Origin of the sequence: Flagellimonas sediminis, assembly GCF_010500845.1 — a bacterium.
In the GTDB taxonomy this organism is placed as follows: domain Bacteria; phylum Bacteroidota; class Bacteroidia; order Flavobacteriales; family Flavobacteriaceae; genus Flagellimonas; species Flagellimonas sediminis.
The window spans coordinates 784,845-799,939 of sequence record NZ_JAAAMI010000001.1 but is presented as its reverse complement, the minus strand read 5'-3'; the positions used below and the strand labels follow the sequence as shown (position 1 = coordinate 799,939).

17 protein-coding genes are annotated in these 15,095 nt (G+C 37.2%); 12 read left to right on the top strand and 5 right to left on the bottom strand.

Features of this window, described 5'->3' with window-relative positions; all coding sequences use genetic code 11:
• The first annotated feature begins 12 nt into the window (after positions 1 to 12).
• From GTK07_RS03550 to GTK07_RS03515, 8 genes are all read left to right on the top strand, one after another.
• Positions 13 to 360, top strand: coding sequence for a hypothetical protein (locus tag GTK07_RS03550; RefSeq protein ID WP_163633048.1), 348 nt, complete (start codon positions 13 to 15; stop codon positions 358 to 360).
• A gap of 31 nt (positions 361 to 391) precedes the next feature.
• The gene (locus GTK07_RS03545) at positions 392 to 739 is read left to right on the top strand and encodes a hypothetical protein (protein ID WP_163633046.1); all 348 of its coding nucleotides are present in this window, start codon (positions 392 to 394) and stop codon (positions 737 to 739) included.
• 758 nt (positions 740 to 1,497) lie between these two features.
• Complete coding sequence (locus tag GTK07_RS03540) at positions 1,498 to 2,403, top strand: TIR domain-containing protein (RefSeq protein ID WP_163633044.1); 906 nt, start codon at positions 1,498 to 1,500, stop codon at positions 2,401 to 2,403.
• Positions 2,404 to 2,406: 3 nt separating this feature from the next.
• The gene (locus GTK07_RS03535) at positions 2,407 to 2,940 is read left to right on the top strand and encodes a restriction endonuclease (protein ID WP_163633042.1); all 534 of its coding nucleotides are present in this window, start codon (positions 2,407 to 2,409) and stop codon (positions 2,938 to 2,940) included.
• A 165-nt stretch (positions 2,941 to 3,105) separates the two neighbouring features.
• Complete coding sequence (locus tag GTK07_RS03530) at positions 3,106 to 3,699, top strand: hypothetical protein (RefSeq protein WP_163633040.1); 594 nt, start codon at positions 3,106 to 3,108, stop codon at positions 3,697 to 3,699.
• Positions 3,696 to 4,442, top strand: coding sequence for a class I SAM-dependent DNA methyltransferase (locus GTK07_RS03525; protein ID WP_163633038.1), 747 nt, complete (start codon positions 3,696 to 3,698; stop codon positions 4,440 to 4,442). Before GTK07_RS03530 ends, GTK07_RS03525 begins: the two co-directional genes overlap by 4 nt.
• A 719-nt stretch (positions 4,443 to 5,161) precedes the next feature.
• Complete coding sequence (locus tag GTK07_RS03520; RefSeq protein WP_163633036.1) at positions 5,162 to 6,547, top strand: toll/interleukin-1 receptor domain-containing protein; 1,386 nt, start codon at positions 5,162 to 5,164, stop codon at positions 6,545 to 6,547.
• Positions 6,540 to 8,045, top strand: a complete 1,506-nt coding sequence (locus GTK07_RS03515; RefSeq protein ID WP_163633034.1) for an argonaute/piwi family protein — start codon at positions 6,540 to 6,542, stop codon at positions 8,043 to 8,045. The genes GTK07_RS03520 and GTK07_RS03515 overlap by 8 nt, the downstream gene beginning before the upstream one ends.
• Here GTK07_RS03515 and GTK07_RS03510 read toward each other — a convergent pair.
• Positions 8,042 to 8,590, bottom strand: a complete 549-nt coding sequence (locus tag GTK07_RS03510; RefSeq protein WP_163633032.1) for a hypothetical protein — start codon at positions 8,588 to 8,590, stop codon at positions 8,042 to 8,044. The genes GTK07_RS03515 and GTK07_RS03510 overlap by 4 nt on opposite strands.
• 537 nt (positions 8,591 to 9,127) lie before the next feature.
• On the opposite strand from GTK07_RS03510, the gene tmk reads away from it, so the two are divergent.
• From tmk to GTK07_RS03495, 3 genes are all read left to right on the top strand, one after another.
• The gene (gene tmk, locus GTK07_RS03505) at positions 9,128 to 10,402 is read left to right on the top strand and encodes a dTMP kinase (RefSeq protein WP_163633030.1); all 1,275 of its coding nucleotides are present in this window, start codon (positions 9,128 to 9,130) and stop codon (positions 10,400 to 10,402) included.
• Positions 10,403 to 10,512: 110 nt separating this feature from the next.
• Complete coding sequence (locus GTK07_RS03500) at positions 10,513 to 10,827, top strand: hypothetical protein (protein WP_163633028.1); 315 nt, start codon at positions 10,513 to 10,515, stop codon at positions 10,825 to 10,827.
• 776 nt (positions 10,828 to 11,603) lie between these two features.
• Positions 11,604 to 12,929, top strand: a complete 1,326-nt coding sequence (locus GTK07_RS03495; protein ID WP_163633026.1) for a tyrosine-type recombinase/integrase — start codon at positions 11,604 to 11,606, stop codon at positions 12,927 to 12,929.
• 24 nt (positions 12,930 to 12,953) lie between these two features.
• Here GTK07_RS03495 and GTK07_RS03490 read toward each other — a convergent pair whose 3' ends face one another.
• The 3 genes from GTK07_RS03490 to GTK07_RS03480 all read right to left on the bottom strand — a co-directional run bounded on the left by GTK07_RS03490 (position 12,954) and on the right by GTK07_RS03480 (position 14,294).
• Complete coding sequence (locus tag GTK07_RS03490; protein ID WP_235932415.1) at positions 12,954 to 13,622, bottom strand: nucleotidyl transferase AbiEii/AbiGii toxin family protein; 669 nt, start codon at positions 13,620 to 13,622, stop codon at positions 12,954 to 12,956.
• Positions 13,619 to 13,864: a DUF6922 domain-containing protein gene (locus GTK07_RS03485; RefSeq protein WP_072880741.1), complete on the bottom strand. Its 246-nt coding sequence runs from the start codon at positions 13,862 to 13,864 to the stop codon at positions 13,619 to 13,621. Before GTK07_RS03485 ends, GTK07_RS03490 begins: the two co-directional genes overlap by 4 nt.
• A 268-nt stretch (positions 13,865 to 14,132) precedes the next feature.
• On the bottom strand, positions 14,133 to 14,294 hold the full coding sequence (locus GTK07_RS03480; RefSeq protein WP_163633024.1) for a hypothetical protein: 162 nt from the start codon (positions 14,292 to 14,294) through the stop codon (positions 14,133 to 14,135).
• A 226-nt stretch (positions 14,295 to 14,520) separates the two neighbouring features.
• Here GTK07_RS03480 and GTK07_RS03475 point away from each other — a divergent pair, with 226 nt between their 5' ends.
• Positions 14,521 to 14,751: a helix-turn-helix domain-containing protein gene (locus tag GTK07_RS03475; RefSeq protein WP_072880737.1), complete on the top strand. Its 231-nt coding sequence runs from the start codon at positions 14,521 to 14,523 to the stop codon at positions 14,749 to 14,751.
• Between the two features lie 136 nt (positions 14,752 to 14,887).
• Here GTK07_RS03475 and GTK07_RS03470 read toward each other — a convergent pair whose 3' ends face one another.
• A complete protein-coding gene (locus tag GTK07_RS03470) occupies positions 14,888 to 15,094 on the bottom strand; it encodes a GDCCVxC domain-containing (seleno)protein (protein ID WP_072880735.1) in 207 nt (68 codons plus the stop codon).
• Between the last annotated feature and the right edge of the window lies 1 nt (position 15,095).

The following is a 15,095-nucleotide window of genomic DNA, read 5'->3' as shown; positions in this document are numbered from 1 at the left end:
ATAACATGAAAAATGAAACACAAGAAGAAAAAACTCAAAACCTTGAAGGATATACAAAAGCTTAGAAAAAATCTTACCGGACTCCTTGGTAACAAAAAGTCTATTGATCCCAAAGGAAACCATGTGTACTTCGAGGTCAGGGGCAACGACCACCTTTTGATGCAAATCAGAAGCCTATTGCAGCTCTGTGTATTCGCCATGGATGGTGATGGGATGATGTTGGCCCCTAAAAACCATAATGCATCAAAGGAGGATAGTATTACCCAAGTATTGGAACTGGTACTTTGTATCCTTCCAGATAGTCAAATGTATTACATGGACAAACTGGATGAAATGCTATCGAACCTTGAAGATAGGTAACCCTATAAAATCAATTCAAATACATCACGTCATGAATTCAAACGAAGAAAAGCTCCTAAAGGATTTGAGACACCACTCAAACGACCACTCCCCGACATTGGTTCCACATCCTTGGTTCAAGGAAAAGTTCCAACCCACGTTCTTTTATCTTGACGGTCATGCAGACCTGTTGTTGACCGTTCGCGCATTGATATACCTTTCCGTGAGGGCAATAAATCCCGATCTTGGTTCAGATGATGTAATGGACAGGAACGAAGAGGAATTCATCCATCAGGCGATGACTATAGCCAACCGATTGATGCCGGTCGGTGAAGAAGCATTAATGGACCATTTGAACCTGTTTTATAGGGAGGAAAAGAAGGCTAAAGTAGAGGAATGATTAAGGAATAGAAAAGCATTTATTGATCAAATAAGTAGGGGTTTAATATGATTTTTACGCTAAAAATTCCTTGATTTTACTGGGCTGAGCGTGCTTTTCCGTTAAAAATGGGTTGATTCCAAAAATATCAAAAGGCCGAAGGAAAAATTAGAAATCCACACCCATTCCTCACATCAATCTTCCATTTTTTCACCAAAAATTTGTTGATTTTATTGGGCTGAGAGCATTTTTTCACCAAAAACGGGAGATTAGGTGCAAAAATAAATTACACCTAAAAATAGGTCTATTACACACTTACACTAGACTCCAAAAAACCATTTTTTAGTCAAAAATCCATTGATTTTACTGGGCTGAAGGCCTTTTTTAGTAAAAAATGCAATAAATGAAATTGTTCAGTATTTTCAAAAATCTCACTAAAATTGGGCTTTTCCGAAGGAAAATGAATCAATAGCGCCGCGCTTGCGCGCTATCCTCTTGCTTTACATTTTTCTTTTGCGCAGCAAAACAAAAACGAAAGCAGCCCGACTTTGGTATCTAAATCATCCATTCGATGAAAGTATTAAGCCTTTTTTTTACGGGATTCCACATTTTCCTATTTATTGAAAATTCTTACATTTAACAAATCCCCCCAAATTTACGGTGAACCTCGTAAAACTATACTTTTGAAAATGTCGGTATAGTAAGCCAAACTGGCGGTATATGCCCAACAAAGTTTAGCATAAAATCAAATTACCTGCCATTTGAAATAAACGACATAAATGAAAATATACATTTCTTCAAATTATAGACACATAGACCCTATTTCAAGGGCACTTGAAGTCGTTCAAAGCAGAATTTCAATACAAATTCTAAGGACTGACTATTTCAATATTGAAGAACAAGTTGTTCCACAGATAATCGAAACTATCCAACGAGCAGACGTTGTTATCGCGGACATATCTAATGAAAATCCAAATACTTACTACGAAGTTGGTGTATCTCACGCATTAGGGAAACCTGTAATCTTTGTAAGCCAAACAGACAATTTCAATAGGTTTTCTCTACTCTCTTACAGATTCTATAAATATGACATTGATGATTCAGGAATTGAGAACTTGGCTTTTAGACTTGAAAAAATACTTGATGATTCTCGGGAACTTGAATACCTCAAACCTAAACGAAAATCAAGACACGTTCTCGATTATCAAGAATTTACTCGTGATAATAATCTAAATCGAATATTAAACTTAAAGGGAGCAAGTAAATATTATGAATTTGAAAAATGGATTTACGAATTACTAGTCGAAATCCCTGATTTTGAGCCACAGTACAATGAACAACGAAGTGGAAAAGAGTACGACTTCATCGTATGGAATTCAAATGAATTACAAGAACTCAAAGGCTTGGGAAATCCAATTCCAATTGAAGTTAAAGCAACGAAAAGAATAGAAAACAACTTCATTCACTCGTTAATAAGTAAAGCAATTTCGCAAGGGTTTAGGTCATTTATTCTCATCACGACCGCGACATTGTCCGAAGGGAATTTCAATCTTATTAAAAATTTGAAAGAGCAATCAGGCATAACAATTCTTGTTATTGACTTTGAAAAACTTCGAAGCATTTCAACTTCAAAGGACTTGGTAAAAGCTCTTATTCAGTCTTATCGTGAATTTTTTATCTACTAGGCTATGTTCAATTTAGCAACATATCAAGGACACCTTGCCAACGTAGATGCAGCCGCGACAACTAACGACAAAGGTGACAGATTTGAAGAACTATGTGAATACCTACTAACTGAATTGACAGGAGTTGAAATTCAAGCAAGAGATGCTTTGATGGCGGCTGAAGAAATAGATTTAGTTCTATGGAATGCTCAAACTGAAGAAGTCTTAAGACCATTCGAGAATACTATTTTAGTTGAATGTAAAAATTGGTCAGCACCTGTTGGAGCACCAGCTCTAGACAATTTTATTTCAAAAATGAGAAGACGGAGTCTTAAGACAGGAATATTTATAGCTGCAAATGGCGTAACAGGAGACTTTTTGAATGGAAACAATAATAATGGTGCGATTGACATTATAAAAACATCCTTAGGGGAAGGAATTCGAGTTATTATTATTAATCGAAATGACTTGGACAATATAACATCCTTGGACGACCTTAGAAATCTAATCAAGAAGAGATATTGTGGTCTGTTCATTCATAAACTTTTCAATAATTAAAACATAAAAAACGGCAGGTAACAATGGGTATAAAACATAGGGCGAGTAGTGGCTTCCATAAGTTCCAGGCTCTTACAAGCTTAGTCTCGGTGGACAAGTTCGTGGCTCCGAAATGCCCTACGTTTCATACCCGAGACCGTTAGCCTTAATTAAGAATACTACCATATGATAAAAAACATACTTTCTCAAATTGGTTCAATAGCATCACTCTGTGGTTTAATTTTTTCTTTGAAAACTGACCAACAATCATTTGGTGGATGGCAATGGTTCCTTGTATTTATTTCAATTCTATTCTTTATAGTTTCAATTTATTTGATTGTATCCGAGTATTTATCAAATAAACCAAAGATGTATACAAAAAAATCTGATATACGAGACTATATGTATAACTGGATAAAAAACGGTGGAAGGGTTGTTATTTTCACAAGGGATATGAGTTGGGTTAATGATGAAGAAATGAAGAACTTATTACGGAATAAATCAAGGGGAAAAGAATGTATCATTTGCATGCCCAATAAGATCGATAAAGTAGTTGAATTTGAAAGTGAAGGTGCTACTGTTATTGAATATTCATCACTTGACTATACACCTCTATCTAGATTTACAATTACCAACTATGGAAGATATGATGCAAAAATTGCAGTTGGTAAATCTCTTGGGAATGGAAAACATTTAATCGAAGAATTTGGAAATGGAGAACATCCATATTTTCAAGTAGCCAATGATTTAGTTAGAATATTAGAAAAAAGTGCCAGATGATTCAAGGAGGAAAAAAACATAAAAATAATAGTGAAATATCTAAAGAGTGGGACGCAATTGCAAAAGCCAGGTCACAGCAGCTACTCAGGCATGAAGATATAAGTATGGACAAAGTACTTATTCCAATGTTATTAAATATGACTTCGGATAGTAACTTCTCAAATGTCATAGATTTAGGTTGTGGAACTGGCTACTCTACCAAACATTTTCATGAAAAGTCGAAGAAATTAACAGGCATTGACATTAGCACTTTATCAATTAAAGAAGCAAAGTCAATTTCCCCAGAAATAAATTTTGTCGCAAATTCAATAGAAGATTATTCAAAAATGACTACCGAAAAATACACTTTGGCTATTTCGAATATGACCTTTATGGATGTTACTAATCTGGAGAAAGTAATAAAAAGTACAAGTGACATACTGAAATTGAACGCGCATTTGGTCTTAACTATTACCCATCCATACTTTTGGCCCTTATACTGGGGTTATGAAAAATATGACTGGTTTAATTATTCTAAAGAAATTGAAATTGAAGCGAACTTCAATATTTCTTTTAATAGTTCTCCATTCATAACAACTCATTATCACAGACCATTGGAGACATATATAAACCTATTAAAAAAATATAATCTTCAAATTATAGAAATGAGAGAACCTATGCCAGAGACAGAGATTATGAATGAATATCCTTCAAAATGGAAATACCCTAGGTTCGTTGGAATGAAATGCATAAAAACTGGATGAGCCAGATGGTTGAGACCATCAAAAAGGGAAAATGAGAGCCACCTAATTTTTGGATTTAGTGATTTTAAAATCAGGCTTTGCGTTAGTCTTAACGGTGCTCAATTCTATATGGCGAAGGCAGTATATTATGTCCAGTGTTTCCACTTTAGGGCTGTTTCTCTAAAAAACTAATATAATTTCAAGCCGCTCTCTTAAATAGATCGATAGGTCTTAATTTATCTGGGCCGTCCATTTTTCCGTGAAAAATTTGTCGATTTTATTGGGCTGTCGGTGCTTTTCCGTGAAAAATTTCAAATATCTCCCTATAAATAATTCTCAAAAGCAATATAATTTATTGAAAATTAATGTTTTGTAAAAAACTAAACACCTATAACATGGCGTTAGCCTGTTACCCTCTTGCTTTACGTTTTTCTTTTACGAAGCAAAACAAATACGAAAGCAATAAAATTAGGAAACTAAACTCTTCTAATTTTGGAATGGATAATTTCGTTTTAGCTCATTAAAGAATTTCACATTTCCCAATTTATTGAAAATTCTTACATTTATCTTCATCCCCAAATTCACAGTTGGCCAAGGTAAGACTCGAAATGAGGAAAGTTTAAATATTCTGATGGACTCTTTCCTCGAATCTTTGATTGTCTGTTAATAAGGTTTTTCTCTCGCCACGAAAAATATCCTACTTTTAGAGTCTATGCCCTTCAAGGTCATATATTTTATTAATGGAAATAACTAGGACCAAAATATTTATCGGACATGCCAATCCCCAAGACAATGAGTTTACCGCGTGGCTTCAAAGTAGACTTATCAACGAAGGTTACGAGGTCGAAAGTGATTTGAGTATGCTCATAGGTGGAGAAAGGGATTTTTGGAAGAATATCCAAAACACCATCGGTGAAGAATCGATAAAATACCTTCTTGTCTTATCCAATGAAACTTTTGAAAAGGACGGTGTAGTTGACGAATGGGAATTTGCCAAAAGCATTGAAAAGGAAAATGGTTTATCGGATTTCATCATCCCATTGCGAATTGACGATGTGGCTTATAACACTCGTATAGGGCTCAACAAACGCAACATAATTAAATTTAAGATTTGGAGTGTCGGTCTAAAAACCTTGCTTCGCAAACTAAAAAAGGATAGTGTTCCAAAAGCTAAAACGAGTGGTTTGAGTCTTTCCATGAACCATTGGTATAGAAACCGTTTCACCACCTCCCATGGCATTGAAAGAAAACATGAAAAATTCTTTTCGAACTGGTTGAGAATAGAGGAGCTTCCCAATACACTGTATTTTTTTGAGTACAAAAATGACACCCAGGCCAAGAAGATTCAAGAACTGGAGCCCAATGTTCCCATAATAAGACATGACGATTATCTTATTACGTTTCAGGACAAATTGGAAGAGTTTCATGACCATTTTGGGCTGAATGTCAAGCCGGTCAACTGTATTGAAATTTCCACCAAGTCCATTTTTGAAAAGTATGAATGCCAAAAATTCCCCCAATATCAGGATGCGAGAAGGTTTCTTGTCCGATTGCTAAAAGAAGCGTTCCACAAAGCGCTTTACAAAAAAGGCTTATTGTCATATGAACTCTCAGGGAGGACCAAAGGGTTTTATTATGCGGACGGATTCAGTGAAAACAACAAGGTGATTTTCCCATATGGATTGAAAACAAAGCGGCGCCAATTGATTGGAAAGCAACGGGAGTCCATTTGGCACTATGCCTTGAGTGTTCAGCCGATATTGTTTCCATATAACTGTTACAGTCTAAAGGCTCATATTTTCTTTTCGGATGATGGGGAAACAATTTGGGACAGCAAAAGCAAATTGCACACAGCTAGAAGAAACAAGGGTAAGCGTATGTTCAACAAAGAATGGAGGGACCTTATGCTGGCCTTCCTTTTCAGTTTAACATCAAAGGACGGGAAAATCCATCTGCCCCTTACTTTGGAAAAGGAACTTTTATTATCCCCGACCACTATGGAATTTGACTGTAACTTTGGATATACCGATCCTATAGACAATGCTCGTATGATCCCTATTGATGATTACGAGGATGCAGAGTACGACCTTTTGGATGAATACTATAACATGGAGGAAGATGAATAACAACATTTTAAAACTGAAAGAACCTCTCCTGAAATTTGCATATGACCAAATGGTTGAAGATCCCCGTGACGGCTTGTCACTTTTCGGCCCGTTTGACAAAGGTAAGGTGACTGATTTCACTATAGGCATTATTGGTACGGTGGCAGGAAGAAAGAGAATGAAGTCCTGGTTGAAAAAAGCACATGGTCCGGTTTACCATCCCACTGCGGATATCGCCAAACCATTTTTCCCTGGTTTCTCAGCAACTTTTGATGTGAGTTTTAACATAGACAACATAGTTGAATTGGATGTAAATCCTGAAACATTAAGTCTTTTTTATAGGTATGTCGACAACCACCAACGGGTTTCGAACATTGTGGATCTGTATGTTGATGGGTTGGTTGCATACAGAAAGGAAGAAGAGATTAAAGTGGACTTATGGTTCATTGTAATTCCAGACTATGTCTATACCGTATGCAGGCCCAAGTCAAGAGTCCCCAAAAAAGATGGGATCAAAATCGGTATTTCCGACGACTATTCAAGAAGGAACGTAGGTCTCTTTGAAGATCCTGAAACCGAAAAATTGCGGAGTGCGTATTACTATGAAAACCACTTTCACAATCAATTAAAAATAAAACTGCTAAAGCATTCCATACTTACTCAAATTGTTAGGGAAAGCACAATAGCTTATAATGACTTTTTAAAGCCGACCGGAAAACCAAAGAAGGATTTAAGTCAATTTGAAACTGCCATTGCATGGAACATATCCACGGCACTTTATTATAAGATTGGAGGCCTCCCATGGAAATTGGGAAATGTCCGTGAAGGGGTTTGCTATGTCGGTTTGGTATTTAAAAACGATGAGACAAACAAGGACAACAGGATAGCGTGTTGCGCCGCACAAATGTTCTTGGATTCGGGGGATGGCCTTGTTTTCAAAGGGGCTGTTGGACCTTGGTACAACCCTGAAAATTATCAATACCATCTATCAAAAGAAAGTGCCAAGGAATTACTGTCCATGTCCATAAAGGGGTTTGAGAAACGGAACAATCGACGACCCAAGGAAATTTTCATTCACGGGAAGACATTTTTCAGTGAAGAGGAATGGGAGGGCTTTCTGGAGGCCGCTGGAAATGACACTAAAATATTTGGCATACGAATAACCAGTGAGAAATACTTTAAGTTATTCCGTGAAGGGGATTTTCCCGTATTGCGGAATTCCGCATTGGTAACGGGGAAAAATTCCGCCTTTTTATGGACGAAGGGCTTTATTCCCAGGCTACAGTCCGTACTGGGTCTGGAGACCCCAAACCCGCTCAACATTCAAATTGTCCGGGGAGATGCCAATATTGTAACTGTTTGCCAAGATGTTTTGGCTCTGACAAAACTTAATTACAACACCTGTATTTTTGGTGATGGTATGCCCGTCACTTTAAAGTTCGCTGATAGGATAGGAGAAATCCTAACCGCAGGGCCTAATGAAAACTTAGAGGTTCTACCCTTTAAGTACTATATTTAATCATGAATGTACTGGGCAATAATTCTTTCGGCAAAACCTTCCATGAAGTCCCTTAATTTTAAATAGTTGGGTGAATCTACCCTTTGGAGAGTTCTCGCTTCTGTTTCCAAGAATCCGGTCAACTCTACTATGTCTATTGAACCTTCAGGATTTGTAGTATAATGTAAATAAGCTGGTATTCGGATACTACTCCCACTACCCTGTATCAGGTAATTCATATCCCTAACAATACCCGCAAACAGTTCATTCTTCAGATTCATTCCTTGATTTCTTGACAATGCCAAGCCTGGTTGAGCCTTATTTATTTCCTCTACGTAATACCGAAGCTGTTTGAGCATATTGCTTTTGGCATTCGCACTATATGATTTATCCCCAATTTCAACAAGTTGCGTCTTTATATTTTCAATTTCAAGAACTCCTTTGTCGTGTTCAACAATGAACTCTGCCTTCTCTGCTTCATTGCTCCATATCTGGATTTTCAAATGCAAGATATGTGTGTGCTCTTCTACTTCTATTAGTTTTTGAAGCAATTCCAATTCATTCATTATCAATTGTTTGAATTATTATCAAAGTTAAGCAAAGTTAGATTATCAAAGAACAATAAAAAAACCTCAAATCTTACCTAAAACTTTGTGCGTGGATCCTGTGGAATTTCTTCCGTGTTCGGTAAGATAAACGAGAAGAAGAAATTCCATAGGGCGCAAACTACTTTTTCCCATAAAGTTTATTGGTCAAAATGTTGTGTTATTTTTATTGGTGATTTCATGAAACAAATATCACTTTCCTGCAAAAAAGATGGTATTTGAAGGATTACTGGGGACAAATAGAGTCCTTTAACTAAGATTTGACTATTTTTCGTTCTAGTTTGGCAATTATGTTACAGAGTATTTTCTAAGATGTATTGTGTATTTTGTGAAAAATGACTGATTGTAAAAAGATATAGACCCGTCTAAAATAATTACGTTTGCATATTTTTAAAATTCAATGGAATAAATTATATTCCATATAAAACCAAAGTTTAATATTAATCGGTAAAATTCGTCAAAGCACTGTTTTTCAGATTTTTGCAATAACATTAAAAAATGAACAAGAACTCCTTGTTTATAGTAATCGAAGGATTGGATGGGTCAGGAAAAACCTCAGTGACCAGATATATCTCAAATATTCTTGATAAAGAAAACCATGGAAAGGTCAAATTGACCTTTGAGCCTCATGACCCTTCTTGTGCAGGCCTTTTCATAAGACAGGTCCTCATGAAGAAAATCCGAAACTTTTCACCTAAAATACTAGCTTTGGCATTCGCTGCTAATAGATTGGACCATTGCGACCGGGAAATAAACCCGTGGTTAGACTCCCAGGATGGAGCAATCATTATTTGCGATCGATATTATTTATCCTCATTGGTCTATCAAAGTACCGGGGGATTAGATTTTGAAAAGGTATATGATTTGAATGACGCTGCCACAAAGCCTGATATCATATTCTTTTTGAACGTATCCAATAAGGTTTGTTATGAAAGGATGAAACATAGAAATGAGAGCAAAGAATTATTTGAAACAAACCTTTCACAAACTAGAAAAAGGTTTCATGAGGCCATAACCTTCCTTAAAGAGAAAAAGAACGAAAATATTGTTGAAATTGATGCCAGTGGCAAATTAGAGGAAGTAGCAAATAATATCTTGTCACAACTCTATAAAATCAACCCAAGTCTCAAGCCAAAACAGCCCCTGTTATCACACAGTCTTGTTTCGGAACAAAGAGTGACCACATTAAACGGACATATTCCATATAGGGTAAAGGACGCTATAAATGATCTTGGCATTTTGGACTATTTGAAAGAAGATAAGACAAAAGAAGAGCATCTGACCAAAATAGAATCAATTGTGGATCAATTGAATTTTAATCAATTGGGGAGCCTGTTCTTAGATCATATCAGCAACAATAAATATGAGGTCAAAGAAAAACTTCCATGGACAGAATTGGATGCTTATGAACTGACCTATGAGCTACCAGGAGGCATTGAATTGACCGGTGTTGCGCTAATCATTCAAGAAAAACAACGTTATGATATCATCTTGAAAAAGGCTCCGGATATTCCAAAAATGTCAGATTTTATGTTTGTTTTTTCACCGGGTCCAGCAGAGCTGGTTACGAATTATTATGAGAGGGGGATTATCAAGTACAATGCGGAAACTATTAAAGAGGGGCTCTTTCCATCTATAAAGTTGGTCACACAAAAAGAATTGGCATATGATATCTGGTCAATGGCCAAAAAAATTGACTGGGAAAACAACAGCTCCAAAAATAATCAGCATCCCAAAAATTCGATTGATTGCAAGGAAATAACAGTAAACTAATCAAACAGGCTACAAAGGTATTTCTAGCTGAATTACAAAGTGATCATTATTGGAGGATTCACAGGTTGGGCACCTTTAGAGACCTGATTTCATCCACGTCCGCAAAATTTATGAATACCGGACTTTTATCCGATAAGATTGCATTGATTAACCTATGTGCGAAAAGTCTAATTGTAAATGAGTTGGGAGAATTGGAGGCTTCGAAGTTGAATTTAAATGAAATCCAACAGCTTCTTTTGAAGGAATCATTAACAATCAAGGAATTATATTCAAATATGCTCCTAAAGGCAAAAAATAAAGACTTAGCAGACAGACTTTCACTGCCCGATGAGAGAAATTATTTTAAAGTTCTCAATGAGATTGGTTCTCCATCCTTTCCCGAAGATAATATAATGGGTATTTTGTCTTATTTATTAAACGACTAAGTATCTGGACAAAGAAAACAATGGGATTTCGGCTTAAAAATACCAATACCTCCCCATAGATGCGCCTGTGGTTTTCTTCTATCTTCCCTGCGTCATTTAAACTTTGTTATTGAAGTTCACATAGAATCTAAGACGTTTGGATGTTCTTACTATCTATATAAGGGGAATCCCAATATTTAAAAATAGGGTTTTGCACATGCTTTGAAGAAGTACTTTGATTATTACAATCATCGAAGAAGACACCAGTCCATTGAATAGCAAAGACCAAAAGATGTTTATAGAAAAGCGGCTTGATAATTATGTTAGTATTGTAGAAAATCTGTCAAAAGCTCGGGGTATCTACAGTAAGTTGCACCCTATTCCAATTTTACTTCACGCTTATTTGCCCGAACACTATAAAATTGGAACAGGATCCGCGCGCAAAAGTTAAAGGGTAAGAATTTGGGACAAGTCGCAAATTATTCTGGAAAATTTTAGCCTGAAATGTTAAAGTTTAGAGCCAAACTATATTTTTTTCGATCTGCGTGCAAATTGCGTGCAAATGAAAAAGGCTCCAGAGTTTGAATTTCTCTGAAGCCTTACTGTGTCTGCTCCCCCTCTTGGGCTCGAACCAAGGACCCTCTGATTAACAGTCAGTAAATTTATGGTTTTTTATATGTCAATATATTTATAAGTATCTGTTTTTCAATATTTTTATTTATTTTTAAAACCATAATAAACCATTTGATATCAAAAAAAGCACGCCGAAAGCACGCCACTAAAATCATTATATAAGCATGGCCACAATCAAGATATCCTTTGATAAACGGGCAGACCATACAACTAAAGATAAAAAATTCCCATTGGTTCTGCGCATTGGGCACGCCAGAAAAACAAGGGATATCCCCTTCAATTTGCACCTTAAGGAAAACCAATATGATTTTACAACAGGTAAGGTTACAGGTATTTTGAACGCTGTAAGGCACACCAAACGTATCCGTAAAATCTATTCGGACGTTGATTTATGGATGGACGAACATGCAAGTGAAATAAAATATTGGGAAATAAAAAAACTGAAATCAGAAATTGAAGAGATATTCTTCAAAAAATCCCCCGCCCGTTCAATACTCAGCCATGGTGCAGTGTACCTAAATAGACTCCGGCTTGAGGAACGTTTCTCCACTGCCAGTTCATATGAAGATGCATTGAAAGCTTTGATAAAATTTCGAAAAAACCTCAAAGGCCAGGACGACACCGCTCCAATCAAGACTCTTTATAGAACGGAAGACAAAAAATTGAAGGTATTGGAGGATCTCAAAGAGTTGGATATGGAAATCAAAGCTATGGACTATGCTTTCCTAAAGGATTTTAAAGCGTACATGAGCAATCGATATAAATCACGGAATACTCCAGCAATCCATCTCAGAAGCCTTCAGGCCATTATGAATGATGCAGGAAAGACCTATTCCGATTTAAGAGACCATAAACCACTATCGAGCATAAAGAAACAAAGTCATGAAAATGCTCCTGAACCTTTAAGTTTGGAAGATATCATGGCCATTCGCAATCTGGAATTAAAACCACAAACTCCTATTTGGCACACACGCAACTATTTACTGTTCATGTTCAATAATATGGGAATGAACCATTATGATATGGCAACAATAAAGCGATATCAGTTTGAGGACAATCGCATAAAGTATTATAGAAAAAAGACACACTATGAGGGGGATTACTTTAGCGTTCTACAAAATGAAGAAGCTCTAAGAATCATTGGATTTTATTTGAATGGACAAGAGCCTAAGGAGTATCTTTTCCCCATTATTCCAGCAGATACAACTCCAGATCGATTGCATAAAGTCAACAACGGAAAGGTGAAAATTTTCAATAAGTATGCAAAGCGTATTGCAGACCTGGCAGACATCGAAAAAAAAATCACAACATATACGCTGAGGGATACATGGACAAACATTGGCTTGGACATGGGCATCGACATCCGCAAAATCTCATCGGGACTCGGACATTCCAGTGTCCAGGTGACAGAAAAACACTATGGCAAAAGTGTTTCCGAGAAAATATTGGACGAAATCAATGCCAAGATCACAAAAGTTCAAAGCCCTTGAAAACTATCTGGGAAGTACAAAACCCTACAACGAAAGACCCTGTCCCTTGTTCTTGCCCCTTTCATTTCGCATTTGTTGATAGGCGTTCGCAATGTCCCGCTTCACCTCTTCCCAGATCGTCCCATTGAGGATGACAACTTTATTGTCCCTATTGTGCATATCATGGGCATCTTCAAAGTACATAAGGGACCGCTCCGCCATCGCCGTGTTGTCCATCCTGTACTTTTCCTTGTAGGCCGAAAACATTTCCTTCAGCGTAAAATGCTTGAGAAGTTCATGCAGGTCGAAAAAATCCTTTTGGGTACCCCGGCCAACGACTGCATTTATCTTCATTGCGGTAACGTCAAGGATGCTGGCCAGCCTAGCACCTTCAAAATTCTCCAAAGGTCGGAGCAAGGGATGGGGGTAGTTGACAAAATCGGTCTTTATGCCATCTATGGAGCCGAACACCCCGACCTCTGTAACAGAGACACTGGTGAATCGGGAGCCGAACCAATCCTTCAACTTTGAGTTGATCCTGTTGGAATGGGAAATGTCAAAATCCCTCTCGCTGAACAGGTCAAGATCGATGGAGTGACGGTGGCCGAAGCGAAGGGCAAGGTTGGTCCCCCCAGCAAGATAATGATCGGACAGGAAATCCAGTCCCATCAATTCCGAGAGCAGCTTTCTTTGTCCCTCCTCTACCGCTTTCAAATGGATACCGTTTTATAAAAATTAAGGGTCTTTTTCGATACTCCCTTGGTCTTTTCCAATGTCGAAACGATCTCGCTTTGCGAATATGTCGATTCAATAAGCCCGATTTCCATGTCAGTACCGCGTTCGAGTATCCTTACTATGATAAAATCCTTATCTTTTTCAGTATCCAAAAGGTTCGGATCCACATCCCAAAAGGTAGCAGGGTTCAAATGATTCTTATTGAGTTTCTGTTTTTCCAAATCCTTTGATTTCTATATGGCAATTTACGGATTTTTCTAGTGTTTGGCAATCCTTTTGCCTTGATTGAGCCTTGATTTTCTTTTCTCTCCCTTTCCACAAAAGAGCACCCGCAGGGTGCTGCAACCCATATCATAGACCAGTGAAATAAAAAGGGTATCACACAACATCATATTTGGATTATGAATATATCAAAAATGGCCTAAATAGGGTGCCTTCTCATAAATGATAAAGTTCAAACAAACTGAACAACCATTAAGATTAAAAAGCTTAGGGATTATCCACAAAATTCTTCCGTACGATCCTTCCCATTTTTTGGCAAAGGTTTAAATGTAGTTTCTTAAAGGTTGTCTCGTCTATTTCTATGATCTCGGACCATTCATCGTAACCGGATAGGTTTTTAACTTTACCGTCCACTACTTTGAAGACCATGAAATCTAAGTTTTCGGACTCAATCAAAGTTTCCATCGAAACTTGAAAAAGGTCTTTGGCTTCCATATTGGAACAAAACAAATATTTTATAAAATCATCTGATGGCTGAAATGGCATTACTTTTTTATATGTCTTTATAAGGCTATAAACCAGCAACAAAGATAATGAAAATTTCACGCTATATATGACGTAATATGTGTCCGCCGTTTTCTGCAACTTTCCGCCCATGCAGAAAGCCAATTATATAGAGGAGAGAAAAGCCATTGCTGACCGTATCAAAGAGCTTAGAATCAAAAGCGGATACACCAGTTATGAAGCATTTGCTGTAGAGAATGGCCTTCCACGGAAGAACTATTGGCGTATGGAGACAGGTGAGAACTTTACCATCAATACCCTGATCATGATTCTCAAAATTCATGATGTTAGCCTTGAAGATTTTTTCAAGGGTATCAAATAAGGGTTCTTCTTCAAAAGCTTTTCAGTTTTTTCTATGCCAAAAGAATTTGACCAAGTGGGAAGTGGCCGGCCTTAAACAATAATAAGCATCGGTTTTTTGCCACAAAAAAGAAATCAGCCCAACAAAAAGGCTAAAATCAGTAAGAACAGCTATCCTCCTGAACCGGCGGACATTTTACCGATCCGTAGCTACAGTACACGCAGCAGTCTCCTTGTTTTGGTTTCAATACGGCCTTGCAGTTTTCACATTCATAGAAGAACTGACAGGCCTCGGTCGGCATTTCCGCTTCTTTCCGGTGTCCACAGTGGGGACAGGTGATGGTCGATTCCAGTTTAACACCCATT

Bases quoted from the DNA above. Each gene is read 5' to 3' on its own strand.
- GTK07_RS03470 (WP_072880735.1), bottom strand. From the start codon at position 15,094: ATGGGTGTTAAACTGGAATCGACCATCACCTGTCCCCACTGTGGACAC.
- GTK07_RS03530 (WP_163633040.1), top strand. From the start codon at position 3,106: ATGATAAAAAACATACTTTCTCAAATTGGTTCAATAGCATCACTCTGT.
- GTK07_RS03540 (WP_163633044.1), top strand. From the start codon at position 1,498: ATGAAAATATACATTTCTTCAAATTATAGACACATAGACCCTATTTCA.
- GTK07_RS03510 (WP_163633032.1), bottom strand. From the start codon at position 8,590: ATGAATGAATTGGAATTGCTTCAAAAACTAATAGAAGTAGAAGAGCAC.
- GTK07_RS03515 (WP_163633034.1), top strand. From the start codon at position 6,540: ATGAATAACAACATTTTAAAACTGAAAGAACCTCTCCTGAAATTTGCA.
- GTK07_RS03550 (WP_163633048.1), top strand. From the start codon at position 13: ATGAAACACAAGAAGAAAAAACTCAAAACCTTGAAGGATATACAAAAG.
- GTK07_RS03525 (WP_163633038.1), top strand. From the start codon at position 3,696: ATGATTCAAGGAGGAAAAAAACATAAAAATAATAGTGAAATATCTAAA.
- GTK07_RS03545 (WP_163633046.1), top strand. From the start codon at position 392: ATGAATTCAAACGAAGAAAAGCTCCTAAAGGATTTGAGACACCACTCA.
- GTK07_RS03480 (WP_163633024.1), bottom strand. From the start codon at position 14,294: ATGGTCTTCAAAGTAGTGGACGGTAAAGTTAAAAACCTATCCGGTTAC.
- tmk (WP_163633030.1), top strand. From the start codon at position 9,128: ATGAACAAGAACTCCTTGTTTATAGTAATCGAAGGATTGGATGGGTCA.
- GTK07_RS03535 (WP_163633042.1), top strand. From the start codon at position 2,407: ATGTTCAATTTAGCAACATATCAAGGACACCTTGCCAACGTAGATGCA.
- GTK07_RS03500 (WP_163633028.1), top strand. From the start codon at position 10,513: ATGAATACCGGACTTTTATCCGATAAGATTGCATTGATTAACCTATGT.
- GTK07_RS03475 (WP_072880737.1), top strand. From the start codon at position 14,521: ATGCAGAAAGCCAATTATATAGAGGAGAGAAAAGCCATTGCTGACCGT.
- GTK07_RS03520 (WP_163633036.1), top strand. From the start codon at position 5,162: ATGGAAATAACTAGGACCAAAATATTTATCGGACATGCCAATCCCCAA.
- GTK07_RS03495 (WP_163633026.1), top strand. From the start codon at position 11,604: ATGGCCACAATCAAGATATCCTTTGATAAACGGGCAGACCATACAACT.